The 12,082-nt window shown below is 54.5% G+C and carries 13 protein-coding genes and 2 pseudogenes; 7 read left to right on the plus strand and 8 right to left on the minus strand.

The window, feature by feature from the left end; all coding sequences use genetic code 11:
- Window positions 1-126: 126 nt before the first annotated feature.
- Both mlc and ynfL read right to left on the minus strand, forming a co-directional pair.
- Window positions 127-1,344: a sugar metabolism global transcriptional regulator Mlc gene (gene mlc / locus H7R76_RS11700; protein ID WP_182934728.1), complete on the minus strand. Its 1,218-nt coding sequence runs from the start codon at window positions 1,342-1,344 to the stop codon at window positions 127-129.
- 118 nt (window positions 1,345-1,462) lie between these two features.
- Window positions 1,463-2,371 carry a multidrug efflux transcriptional activator YnfL/SxtR(Kp) gene (gene ynfL, locus H7R76_RS11705; RefSeq protein ID WP_106929068.1) on the minus strand — a complete coding sequence of 303 codons (909 nt, stop codon included), beginning with the start codon at window positions 2,369-2,371 and terminating at the stop codon, window positions 1,463-1,465.
- Between the two features lie 116 nt (window positions 2,372-2,487).
- On the opposite strand from ynfL, the gene ynfM reads away from it, so the two are divergent.
- The 6 genes and pseudogenes from ynfM to H7R76_RS11730 all read left to right on the plus strand — a co-directional run bounded on the left by ynfM (window position 2,488) and on the right by H7R76_RS11730 (window position 7,087).
- Window positions 2,488-3,738, plus strand: a complete 1,251-nt coding sequence (gene ynfM, locus H7R76_RS11710) for a multidrug efflux MFS transporter YnfM/SxtP(Kp) (RefSeq protein ID WP_106929070.1) — start codon at window positions 2,488-2,490, stop codon at window positions 3,736-3,738.
- A gap of 135 nt (window positions 3,739-3,873) precedes the next feature.
- Window positions 3,874-4,445, plus strand: a pseudogene (locus H7R76_RS11715) (MFS transporter); the annotation flags it as partial.
- Between the two features lie 54 nt (window positions 4,446-4,499).
- Window positions 4,500-5,267, plus strand: a pseudogene (locus H7R76_RS11720) (MFS transporter); the annotation flags it as partial.
- A 170-nt stretch (window positions 5,268-5,437) separates the two neighbouring features.
- A complete protein-coding gene (gene asr / locus H7R76_RS11725) occupies window positions 5,438-5,920 on the plus strand; it encodes an acid resistance repetitive basic protein Asr (protein WP_182967863.1) in 483 nt (160 codons plus the stop codon).
- Window positions 5,921-6,077: 157 nt separating this feature from the next.
- Window positions 6,078-6,161, plus strand: coding sequence for a small membrane protein YdgU (ydgU, locus tag H7R76_RS25255; protein WP_455648420.1), 84 nt, complete (start codon window positions 6,078-6,080; stop codon window positions 6,159-6,161).
- Window positions 6,162-6,262: 101 nt separating this feature from the next.
- Window positions 6,263-7,087 carry a trypsin-like serine peptidase gene (locus H7R76_RS11730; RefSeq protein WP_182928949.1) on the plus strand — a complete coding sequence of 275 codons (825 nt, stop codon included), beginning with the start codon at window positions 6,263-6,265 and terminating at the stop codon, window positions 7,085-7,087.
- On the opposite strand, the gene H7R76_RS11735 is transcribed toward H7R76_RS11730, so the two are convergent.
- The 4 genes from H7R76_RS11735 to H7R76_RS25260 form a co-directional block, all read right to left on the minus strand.
- Window positions 7,084-9,249, minus strand: a complete 2,166-nt coding sequence (locus H7R76_RS11735) for a bifunctional diguanylate cyclase/phosphodiesterase (protein WP_182967865.1) — start codon at window positions 9,247-9,249, stop codon at window positions 7,084-7,086. The two genes, H7R76_RS11730 and H7R76_RS11735, sit on opposite strands and share 4 nt — an antisense overlap.
- Before the next feature lie 92 nt (window positions 9,250-9,341).
- Window positions 9,342-9,671 carry a multidrug/spermidine efflux SMR transporter subunit MdtI gene (gene mdtI, locus H7R76_RS11740; protein WP_106929077.1) on the minus strand — a complete coding sequence of 110 codons (330 nt, stop codon included), beginning with the start codon at window positions 9,669-9,671 and terminating at the stop codon, window positions 9,342-9,344.
- The gene (mdtJ, locus tag H7R76_RS11745) at window positions 9,664-10,035 is read right to left on the minus strand and encodes a multidrug/spermidine efflux SMR transporter subunit MdtJ (protein ID WP_182967969.1); all 372 of its coding nucleotides are present in this window, start codon (window positions 10,033-10,035) and stop codon (window positions 9,664-9,666) included. The genes mdtI and mdtJ overlap by 8 nt, the downstream gene beginning before the upstream one ends.
- 93 nt (window positions 10,036-10,128) lie before the next feature.
- Complete coding sequence (locus tag H7R76_RS25260) at window positions 10,129-10,260, minus strand: protein YdgV (protein WP_484140442.1); 132 nt, start codon at window positions 10,258-10,260, stop codon at window positions 10,129-10,131.
- Between the two features lie 171 nt (window positions 10,261-10,431).
- Between H7R76_RS25260 and H7R76_RS11750 the strand changes: the two genes are divergently transcribed.
- Window positions 10,432-11,463 carry an AI-2E family transporter gene (locus H7R76_RS11750; RefSeq protein WP_106929080.1) on the plus strand — a complete coding sequence of 344 codons (1,032 nt, stop codon included), beginning with the start codon at window positions 10,432-10,434 and terminating at the stop codon, window positions 11,461-11,463.
- A gap of 2 nt (window positions 11,464-11,465) precedes the next feature.
- Here the strand turns inward: H7R76_RS11750 and H7R76_RS11755 are convergent, their stop codons facing one another.
- Window positions 11,466-11,639, minus strand: coding sequence for a GhoT/OrtT family toxin (locus H7R76_RS11755; protein WP_106929082.1), 174 nt, complete (start codon window positions 11,637-11,639; stop codon window positions 11,466-11,468).
- Between the two features lie 198 nt (window positions 11,640-11,837).
- Entirely contained in the window at window positions 11,838-12,074 is a 237-nt protein-coding gene (locus H7R76_RS11760; protein WP_182967866.1) for a hypothetical protein, read from the minus strand.
- Window positions 12,075-12,082 lie beyond the last annotated feature (8 nt).

Genomic DNA, 12,082 nt, shown 5'->3' on the forward strand with positions numbered 1-12,082 from the left:
ACGAACCCCACAGGTATGCCGATAAAATATCAAGACAATGAATAATTCAACGGGGTGAAAGTTTACGTGATGCGCCAGGGGGTCGGATTGAGGTAGCGCAATTTTTTGCAAAACCGCGAAAAAATGTTAACCCTGTAACAGTCTGATCAGCAGCGTTCCGTTATACAGCGCATCTTTGACCAGCGCGGCACCGGCCATGGTGCCTCTGTTGGAGAACTGCGTTTGCTCCACGGAAATATGCTGGCTGTAGGCTGGCAACGACTGCTGGCGGATGCAGTCGCCAATGGCGGGGAAGAGAATGTCGGCCGCCTGGTTGAACGGCGAACCGATAAGAATTTTTTGCGGATTAAACAGATTCACCATGATTGCCAGTATGCGCCCGACGTTGGTACCAATACTGCTGATGATATCTTTGGCGAGCAAATCGCCCTGCTTTGCCGCCTGGCACAGCCAGTCGACGGTCAGCGGCTGTTGATGCAGCATCGAGCTCATCGACTGCTGCATTCGCACCTGGGTCAGCTCCAGCACGCTTTCCACGCTGGCAATGGTTTCCAGACAGCCGTGGTTGCCGCAGTAGCAACGCTTACCATACGGATCAACCTGGGTATGGCCGATTTCCACCAGGCTGCTGCTGCCTGCATGCAGCAAACGCCCATCGGTAATGACACCGGCACCTACGTTGTGATCGATGACCACCTGAATGACATCGCGCGCGCCGCGCGAAGCGCCGAACAGCGCTTCAGCCATGGTCCAGGCGCTGATGTCGTGCTGAATGTACACCGGCACGCCGGTGTGCGCTTCCAGCGTTTCACCCAACGGTATATCCTTCACATCGTAAAATGGCATGCGGTGAATAATGCCGTTTTCGGTATCGATAATACCCGGCAGCGTAATCGCAATCGCGGTTAACCGTTCAAGCAGCTTCTGATGGCGGATAAAAAATTGATCGATATGGCTCAGTACGCGGTTAAGGAAAGGCGTTTCGTCCTCCAGCGCCAGCTCGAGCAACTCTTCCACCACCAGTTTACTGCTCAAGTCGCGCAGCGCCAGATGGATATCACCACGGCTAATGCGCACGGACAGATAGTGCCAGGCTTCAGTTTCTACCATCAGCCCAACCGCCGGGCGGCCGCGGCTACCCGCTTCCTGAATTTCGGTTTCCTGTACCAGGTGAGCTTCCAGCAGTTCGCGTACAATCTTGGTAATACTGGCGGGGGCCAGTTGCGCAAGTCGGGAAAGGTCAATGCGTGACACCGGGCCGAGCTGATCAATGAGGCGATAGACCGCCCCCGCGTTGGTCTGCTTGATTTGATCGATATGGCCTGGCTGACTATCCGCTACCACCGTTAACTCCCTTATTTTCGCGCTTCGAAATAAACTTTGGGCTATGGTGAATGACTTCAATGGCTGTCGTCAAATATTTACTTAGCCTTGTGATTTACCGCACAATTTTTCACGCTTTTTATCGCTCAACGCTCAGCTTTGCTGCATTTATCAGCTGCTGTTTAAAACGTTCCGCCGCCTGGCTAAGCTCATGATGTTTTGACCACACCAGCCACATTTCCGATACCGCATCCACCTCAGTAATGGGTACCCAGCGCATTTCATTCAGCTGCACGCGGCTAAACGAGGCCGGCAGGATGGAAACACCAAGTCCTGACGCCACGAGGCCGATAATGGTCATCGCTTCCCCAACCTCCTGAGCGATCGCCGGCGTCACGCCGTAGCGACGCATCAAGCCGAGAATATCGTCATACAGACCGGTCCCAACGTGAGGGTCAAAAAAAACGAACGGTTCTTTGCCCAGCTCAACCAGGCTGACCGAGGGTCGCTGAGCCAGCGGGTGGTCACGGTGGATCATCGCCAGCAGCGGCTCGCGCAGGATAATCTGCCAGTCGAGCGTGTCCGGCAGTTGCGTATTACGCATCAGACCCAGCTCAAGCGTCCCTTCAGTTAACGGCGCAATCTGTTCGCGCGTATTGGTTTCGCGAGTCTGAATGTGCACGTCCGGGTAGCGCTGTCGAAAGGCCGACAGCGTATCGGAAACGGCCTTGATAAATGGCGCAGAGGAGGTAAAGCCGATGTGCAGCTCGCCGGTTTCACCATGGTGCAGGCGGCTTGCGCGCGCGGCGGCTTCGTTGACCTGTAATAGGATCTGGCGGCTGTCGGCCAGAAACTGACGCCCGGCTTCCGTCAGGCTAACGCTGCGGTTAGTGCGGGCAAATAAACGGGCGCCCACCTGCTGTTCCAGGATCTGGATCTGCTGGCTCAGCGGGGGCTGCGAGATGTTCAGGCGGGCGGCGGCGCGGCCAAAATGCAGCTCTTCTGCGACAGCGATAAAATAACGTAAATGACGCAGCTCGATATTCATATTTAATACATATCAATTGAGATTATTAATATATTAGACAGAATATTTACATTTTCCTACTCTGATTATGTGACCTATGTCGCCATTACTCGTTGTTTTTAGCCAAGGATCTTCCCGTGAGCCGCACAACTACCGCAGACCATACGCCCGTTATTGATGTCCGCGATGCTAGCCCAACCTCCACCCATGTTTTTATCCGCCGCGGTACGCCGCCGTTTATCCGCGTCACGCTCGCCCTGTTTTCCGCGGGTCTTGCGACGTTCGCCCTGCTGTACTGCGTGCAGCCCATTCTGCCGGTGCTGTCGCATGAATTCGGCATCAGCCCTGCCGGAACCAGTATTTCACTCTCTATTTCAACGGCGATGCTGGCCGTTGGTCTGCTGTTTACCGGCCCGCTTTCCGATGCCATCGGGCGCAAGAAGGTCATGGTGACCGCCCTGCTGCTGGCCTCCTGCTGCTCGCTGCTGTCGACCGTCATGACCAGCTGGCACGGTATTCTGATCATGCGTGCGCTGATCGGCCTGTCGCTGAGCGGCGTGGCTGCCGTTGGCATGACCTACCTGAGCGAAGAGATCCACCCCAGCTTCGTGGCCTTTTCCATGGGGCTGTATATCAGCGGCAATTCTATTGGCGGGATGAGCGGCCGTCTGCTTACCGGTGTACTGACTGATTTCTTCGGCTGGCGCCTCGCGCTGGCGGTGATCAGCGCCTTTGCGCTGGCCGCCGCCATTATGTTCTGGCGTATTTTGCCGGAGTCACGCCACTTCCGCCCCAGCTCACTGAAGCCAAAGTCGCTGCTGATTAACCTTCACCTGCACTGGCGCGATCGCGGCTTACCGCTGCTGTTTGTCGAAGGGTTCCTGCTGATGGGGTCGTTTGTCACCCTGTTCAACTACATTGGCTACCGTCTGATGCTGTCGCCGTGGTCGCTGAATCAGGCGGTGGTAGGTCTGCTTTCCGTCGCCTATCTGACCGGCACCTGGAGCTCGCCGAAAGCCGGCGTCATGACCAGCCGCTACGGGCGTGGCCCGGTGATGATCTTCTTTACCGGCGTGATGCTGCTCGGCCTGCTGCTGACGCTGTTCTCGCCGCTGTGGGTGATTTTTCCGGGTATGCTGCTGTTCTCCGCAGGCTTTTTCGCCGCGCACTCGGTGGCCAGCAGTTGGATTGGCCCGCGCGCGCGCCGCGCCAGAGGCCAGGCCTCATCGCTGTATCTGTTCAGCTACTATCTGGGGTCCAGCATTGCCGGTACGCTAGGTGGCGTGTTCTGGCACCAATACGGTTGGAACGGCGTCGGTGCCTTCATCGCCATACTGCTGGTGGGTGCTCTGGCCATTGGCTACACCCTGCATAAACGCTTGCGTTGATCATAAGCGGCGGCGCACGCGTCGCCGCCCATTATTTTTAATGCTTATGTTATTGACATAAAATGCCTTGTTGTCTCGCCATACTAGATGGCACTTTCTATAATAAGCCCACCTTTGTCTTACCCGCTTCGTGTGATGACTACCTACGCTAACAATACCCAGCTCAATCTGCGCATTATCTCGATCGTTGTTTTTACCTGCATCTGCTACCTCTCCATTGGTCTGCCGCTGGCGGTGCTGCCTGGATTTATCCATTACCATCTTGGTTACAGCACGCTGGTCGCGGGTGCAGTGATTAGCCTGCAGTATATTTCCACGCTCGTTAGCCGCCCTCACGCCGGGCGTTACACCGATATCTGGGGGCCGAAAAAGGTCGTCAGCCTCGGGATCATCTGCTGTATGTTGAGTGGTCTGTTCACTCTGGCCGCCGCCGCCGCACACGGCAGCCCGCTTCTGGCGGTGACGATGCTGCTGGTTGGCCGCGTATTCCTTGGCGTCGGCGAAAGCTTTACCTCCACCGGGTCCACGCTTTGGGGCATAAAAACGGTCGGAGCCGTTCATACCTCGCGGGTTATTTCCTGGAACGGCGTCGCCACCTACGTTGCGATGGCCGCAGGCGCGCCGCTGGGCGTGATGCTGAATGACGCATTTGGTATCAGCGGATTTGCCGCGCTGATTGTGATTATCTCGGTCGTCGGTTTACTGTTTGCCCGCACCCGCGCCGACGTGAGCGTCAGCGCAGGCGTCAGAGCCCCCTTCCCTCGCGGGTTATTTCCTGGAACGGCGTCGCCACCTACGTTGCGATGGCCGCAGGCGCGCCGCTGGGCGTGATGCTGAATGACGCATTTGGTATCAGCGGATTTGCCGCGCTGATTGTGATTATCTCGGTCGTCGGTTTACTGTTTGCCCGCACCCGCGCCGACGTGAGCGTCAGCGCAGGCGTCAGAGCCCCCTTCCACGTCGTGGCACGTAAAATCTGGCCATACGGCCTGGGGCTTGGGCTGGGTACGGTGGGATTCGGGGTCATCGCGACGTTTATCACGCTCTACTTCACCGCCCACGGCTGGCAGGGTGCAGCATTCACGCTGTCATTATTCAGCGTCGGCTTTATCTGTATTCGTCTGGTACTCGGCAACACCATCATTCGCTTTGGCGGTATTCGCGTGTCGCTGGTCTGCTATCTGTTCGAATGCCTTGGGCTGCTGATTATCTGGTTTGCGCCGAATGCGTGGGTTGCCGGGTTCGGCGCTTTCCTGACGGGCTCCGGCTTCTCGCTGGTCTTCCCGGCCCTCGGCGTCGAGGCGGTCAGGCAGGTTGAAGAGCAAAACCAGGGCACCGCGCTGGGCACCTATTCTGCCTTCCTCGACCTGGCGCTGGGTATTACCGGGCCGGTCGCCGGATGGATCGCCGGCTATCACGGGCTGGACAGTATCTACCTGCTTGCCGCTATCGTGGTGGCAATGGCCTTTGTGCTTATTTTCCGCGTCTACCTGTCGCAGCGATCTGACCGGGCAACCTGCGCTGACTAACCTATTGAGGGCGATGAAAAATCGCCCTTGTACGTTTGTACAACAAGTCTTGTACATTCCGTTACACGCCGATACCAATCACTCACGGAAAGACTTATAGCCTGCGGGTATAGTTCTTTCAACGGCCCCGCAGTGGGGTTGAATGAAAAAACCAATTCGAGGGTATGAGAATGAAAAAAGTATTAGCTCTGGTTGTTGCCGCTGCTATGGGTCTGTCTTCTGCTGCTTTCGCTGCTGACGCGACTGCCACTCCGGCACCGGCTGCTGCTGCGACGGCGACTCACGCTGCTCCGGCAAAAGCGACTCACCATAAAAAACACCACAAAGCAGCTGCACCTGCACAGAAAGCTCAGGCTGCCAAAAAACACAAAAAAGCCGCTGCTAAACCAGCAGTAGAACAGAAAGCTCAGGCTGCTAAAAAACACAAAAAAGCAGCAACTAAACCGGCCGTAGAGCAAAAAGCTCAGGCTGCTAAAAAACACAAAAAAGCAGCAACCAAACCGGCTGTAGAGCAAAAAGCTCAGGCTGCTAAAAAACACAAAAAAGCAGCAACCAAACCGGCTGTAGAGCAAAAAGCTCAGGCTGCTAAAAAACACAAAAAAGCAGTGAAACATCACGCCGCTGCTAAACCGGCTGCACAGCCAGCTGCTTAATCATTATTGATAGACATCGGCGCGGTGAACGCGCCGGTTCAGACCGCCGCGTTATCCCGTCACGTCATTCTCTGGCGTCGGATTCGCCAACGGTCTGAACGATCAACTATTCGCATCGGCGCTATTACAGCGCCGATTTTTTCCCGGAGAGCCAATCATGTTGCGGCGCTATCGTTTCGAGCTCATCCTGGCATTACTGATCGTCTGCGCGCTTATTGCGACCCAGTTCTTCTTTTACTGAGTGTAGTTCGCTGATTTTGCTCCCACTTTTCATTGCTCCCGTCTATAGTAGTCTCACTGGGTTTCGTTTTTATAATCATAATTGCCCCATCAGAGAGTGATATGCGTACAGCCTTTGTGTGTTGTTTACTGGGATCGTTATCCGTTCTGCCCTTCATGACTCATGCTGATGACAGTGATAGCGGCATCAGCGCAAAAGATATTAAAACCCTGTTCTTTGGTCAGGACGATCGCACCCTGGTCAGTCATCCATCGCAAGAGCCGTGGGATGCCATCGGTCAACTGGAAACCGCCAGCGGCAACCTGTGTACCGCCACGCTCATTTCACCGCACCTGGCATTAACCGCCGGACACTGTCTGCTGGAGCCGCCTCGCGGCAAGCTGGATAAAGCCGTTGCGCTGCGCTTCGTATCGCAAAAAGGCAGCTGGCGCTATGAAATTCACGGTATTGAGGGGCGCGTCGATCCTTCGCTGGGTAAACGGCTGAAGGCCGACGGTGACGGCTGGATTGTGCCATCTTCCGCCGCACCGTGGGACTTTGGGCTGATTGTGCTGCGCTATCCCCCCTCCGGCATCACGCCGCTGCCGCTGTTTACCGGCAACAAAGCCGAGTTGACCGCCGCGCTGAAAGCCGCCGGGCGCAAAGTCACGCAGTCCGGTTACCCGGTCGATCATCTGGATTCACTCTATAGCCATGAAGACTGTACCGTCACCGGCTGGGCGCAGGACACCGTCCTTTCCCACCAATGCGATACGTTGCCTGGCGACAGCGGTTCTCCGCTGCTGCTGAAAACCGACGCCGGATGGCAGCTGATTGCCGTACAAAGTTCGGCACCGGCGGCGAAAGATCGCTGGCGCGCCGATAATCGGGCCATTTCTGTTACCGGTTTTCGCGATAAGCTGGAAGCGCTGGCCGCCGGTAACTAACTCTGCCGCTGCTGGCGACGCAAAGCCAGCAGCGACGATAACGGCATCGGTTCGCTAAAATAGAAACCCTGCAGCTGATCGCAACCCGCCAGGCGCAGTAGCTTCATCTGCTTCTCTGTCTCAACCCCTTCTGCAATCACCGTCATTCCCAGCGCACTGGCAATACGAATCGTACCACCGACCAGCGCCGCCGCCTGTTCATCATCGTCCACCAGTCCGGCCAGTGATTTATCAATTTTGATGGTGTCAAAATTAAACCGGCGAAGATAACCGATGCTCGAATAGCCGGTACCGAAATCATCCAGCGCAACGGCGGTACCCAGGGCCTTAAGGTTGGCAATCGCCGCGCGGGCGCGTTCAGGTTTCTCCAGCACGTAGGTTTCCGTCACCTCAAGCTGTAGACGTGAAGGCGGGAAACCGGACGACCTGAGTACGCTCGACACTTTATTTTCGAACTCAGGATCGCGGAACTGCGCGGGTGAAATGTTCACCGAGAGCTTTAGATCCGGATGCGCCAGCAGATCGCGGCAGGCCCGCGCCAGCACAAACTGCCCGAGAGAATAAATCAGACCGCTGGTTTCGGCGATGGCAATAAACGCTTCGGGCATCAGTTCACCCTTTGGCCGCCGGGGCCAGCGCACCAGCGCTTCCACGCCAATCATTACCTGAGTGCGCGCGCAGACAATCGGTTGATACCATACCTCGAACTCATCATGTTCCAGGCCGTGGCGGATATCGTTTTCAATAGAAAGCTGGTACTCGCGGGCGCCGTTCAGCTCGGCGTCATAATGGGTAATGCGCCCCTTTCCGGTGACTTTAGAGTGGTACATGGCGATGTCGGCCTGGCGAAACAGCTCGGAGCTTGAAATGGTTTGCAGGCGACCGCTGGCAATACCGATGCTGGCGCTGATGTGCAGCGTCCGTTCGCCGATACGAATCGGCGTGTTAAGATAATCCAGCACGCGACCCGCAAACGCCGAGGCGCGCGCTTCCGACTGTTCACCGCCAACGGTCATTGCAAATTCGTCGCCGCCCATTCGCGCCAGCATGCCCCCGGTTGGCAGCAACGTTTGCAGCATATCGGCAATGCGAATAATCAGAATATCACCGATATCGTGACCATAAATGTCGTTAACATCCTTAAAACCATCGAGATCGATAAATACCACCGTGGTGATATTGTCATCGCCGCGACGGCTAACGCGCTCAAGCTGCTCGATCAGCGCCCGCCGGTTTGGCAAATGGCTCAGCCAATCGGTCAGCGCGATTTCACGCGCCTGGCGTTCCCCGCGCGCCAGTTTCCAGAGCCCTAAGCTACTGAGCAATATAAAGAGCAAAATGAGCCCGGCGGCCAGCAGCGCAATGATACGGATCTGCGGCGATGCCGCGCTGGCCGCTTCAGCGCCCGGTTGACGAAGCTGCCAGTCTAGCCAGCCAACGACCTTATCGCCTGAGGTACGTAGCGGAATGTTGTACATATTCCTGGGCGCATCGACCAGGGTCAGGTTCTCAATCTGAAACGTATTACCAAGGTTTTTCAATAAAACAGGATTGATATGGCGGGTGATAACCAGATAGCGGCGCGTGGCGTCACGCACCTGTAAACGACCGACCATGGGGCGAATCAGGCCGACCCCCACAAAGGCAATCCCTTCACGGGTACGGGTAATACCGGCGAAAATATTGCTACCGCGACGCAGCGCGTCTTCATTTTTGGCAATCAGCGCGGACAATCCTTCGCCAAAAAAATCGAAATTGGTTTCCGTAAACGGCGCGCTGCGAAACGATCCCCACAGTACTTTATCGTGTTCATCAAGTACGAACGTACCGTCATAGAGATTGTTAATTTTAAAGCCTGCGCCCCAGGTATTGTACAGCCAGGTCGTGTTCAGCTTCGGTGCATACACCTCGCGCACCGCGTCATCCCAGATGGCGTTATCGATAACCAGCGACAAAACGCGGTTAATGGAGGTCTGTATCGCGCCATCAACGGAGAGTGCCGAACGGCGAGCATCAATATCGTTTGTTTTGCTGCTTATCAGATTCTGTGAAAGGTACAGTAAAGCGATAATGGAAAAAATCAGGCCGATGCCTGCTAAAAAGATCATCACGAACAGCGTTTTGGCCGTGGCAATATTACGCCAGCGTGACGGATTGAACATGTATCACCCTCGCAGAAACAAAGCGAACCCTTTGTTACAAGCGTAATACAGACAGCGAATTTCGCTGCCCGATTTCTCAGGCAGCGATCACATCAGGCCAGTTTAATCATCACCATACCGACCAGCAGCAGGGCTAGCCCCATCCAACCCTTATGGTTCAGACGTTGGCCGAAAAGAATCCAGCCCGCCGCCAGCGTTGCCGCGACGCCAAAACCACCCCAAATGGCATAGGCAACCGACAGGTCAATCCCCTTTACCGCCTGAGACAGCGCGCTAAAAGCGGCTAACACCGCCGCCAGCGACAGGAAGCCGTAAAGCTTGTGACGGAAGCCGTCCGAAAACTTGAGGAAAATATTAGCGACTATCTCCAGTACAATGGAGCCCGCCAGCCACAAGCCGTGAATCAATTCAAACTTAGGCATGATTCACCTCTTTTTTCATCATAACGCTTTTCTTCGGCGCTTTTCGCGTACCCGATTTGATCAACACGATGCCGACAACCAGGGTCGCCGGGCCGGTTGCTTTCATCACCGTCAGGCTTTCGTCAAACAATAAAACGCTGAACAGGGTAATCAACAAAATGCCGACCCCTTCCCAGAGCGCGTAGGCGACACCGAGAGCTATTTTCTTAACTGCGAACGAAAGAAAAATATAAGACAGTGCGATCATAACAAGCATTAAAATAAAACCAGCGTTGCCATCACTGACGCTCGCCCATTTCATAGACAGCGTACCCGTAATTTCAGCAACGATAGCCAGGGCTAATAAAATCCAGTAAAACATGATCCTTCTCCTGCATGAGAATATAATCTGCTACGGCTCGCGACGTGCGCAAACCGAAATAAAATGATTAGTATTTAGCTCAAACGAAGAGACGGACTATAGCGCGCTGCGCCAGTGATGCTCACCACAGAAGGCAGAAAAGGAAGGAAAAACAGAAGTTTTGGCAGAAACAAACGTCCTGAACATATTGTCCATAAAATTACAATCATCCGCGGTATTGCTTCTCATCGTTGCGGATTAAAATTGTCCTCAGTAGTTAAACACAGTTAATTTCTAACACAGCCAACGAAGTATTTCAAAATGTTTTCAAATCTTTACTAAGGTTGTTTGATGTAAATGCATTTATTATTAGATGATTCGCAATTATCATAATCAGCAGAATTTATAGCAGGAGCAACCATGGCCAGGCCGATCATCACGCTTAATGGATTAAAAATCGTCATCATGCTCGGCATGCTGGTTATCATTCTTACCGGTATTCGCTTTGCGGCGGAAATTATCGTGCCCTTCGTACTGGCGCTGTTTATCGCCGTGGTGCTTAACCCGGTGGTTCAACTGCTGGTGCGCTGCCGCGTCCCGCGCGTGCTCGGCATTTCGCTGCTCATCGCCGTGATTATCCTGGTTGCCGTGCTGCTGTTAGCATCGCTGGGCACCTCGCTTAACGAGCTGACGCGTACGCTACCGCAATATCGTTCGTCGTTGGCGGTACCGCTTTATAACCTTCAGCCATGGATGCAGCGCTTCGGCATTTCCGTCTCTCCCGATGAACTGATTAAGTATATCGATCCCAACGCCGCCATGACGCTGGTTTCACGTTTGTTAAGCCAGCTGTCAAACGCCATGTCGTCAATCTTCCTGCTGCTGCTCACGGTCGTGTTTATGCTGCTGGAGGTGCCGCAGCTCCCGGCAAAATTCCAGCAAATTATGTCGCGACCGGTGGAAGGGATGGCGGCCATTCAACGGGCGCTGGACAGCGTGTCGCACTATCTGGTGCTGAAAACCGCCATTAGCCTCGTTACCGGCCTGATTGTGTGGGGAATGCTGGAACTGCTGGGCGTGCGGTTTGCGTTTATCTGGGGTCTACTGGCATTCGCGCTCAACTATATCCCCAACATCGGGTCAGTGCTGGCGGCCATTCCCCCTATTCTGCAGGTGCTGGTGTTCAGCGGCTTTTACGACGCGCTTATCGTACTTGCGGGGTATCTGATTATAAATCTCGTTTTCGGCAATATTCTTGAGCCTCGCATCATGGGACGCGGCCTTGGGCTCTCCACGCTGGTGGTCTTTTTGTCGTTAATTTTCTGGGGCTGGCTGCTGGGCCCGGTCGGGATGCTGCTATCGGTACCGCTGACGATTATCGTCAAAATCGCACTCGAACAGACTGAAGGCGGTAAAAGCATCGCCATTCTGCTCAGCGATCTTAGCCATTAACGTCAGAACAGCGACAGCAGTAGCGCAACGGGGAAGCTGAATGGCCACGTTGCGCCAATCAATACCGTCGCTATCAGACGAATAGAGGTACTTTCTTTAGTGAGAAACCAGGTGATAAAGGCACAGATCACGGCCATCACGGCGTAGAAAACAAGCATGTGTTGATACAGCGTCACCAATTTAGTCCTTACAATTGATCGTTAAAGCGGCGCAATATGCTACGTTTTTTGACGCACATCAAGTTTTTGCCGCTCTTCGCGTAGGGATCGCTAATCCACACACATTCATCTCCAGATGAATTCACTGCGTGGATGAATTAAAACCAAAGCAACGGTACGCCTCTTTAGTTTTTAATTCTGTGATATGGGTTACGATTAGCGTTTTGCTTGGGAAGCGGTAAAAACCGTATCGGCGACCGGGTCGCTCACCGCATAATTGGGATTGAACTGCGCGATAGGGTTCACTTTCTCCGTATCCCAGGCCTGCGCCAGGCAGGCGGCATCAAGCCGATGTTCGCCGTGACAGGCGGCAATATGATTCGCGGAATAGATAATACCCACGCCGATTAAGGCCGCGATAACGGTAGCGCTACACACAATACTCTTTTTCATGATGCTGA

Source organism: Klebsiella sp. WP8-S18-ESBL-06 (assembly GCF_014169755.1).
Taxonomy (GTDB): domain Bacteria; phylum Pseudomonadota; class Gammaproteobacteria; order Enterobacterales; family Enterobacteriaceae; genus Kluyvera; species Kluyvera ascorbata_B.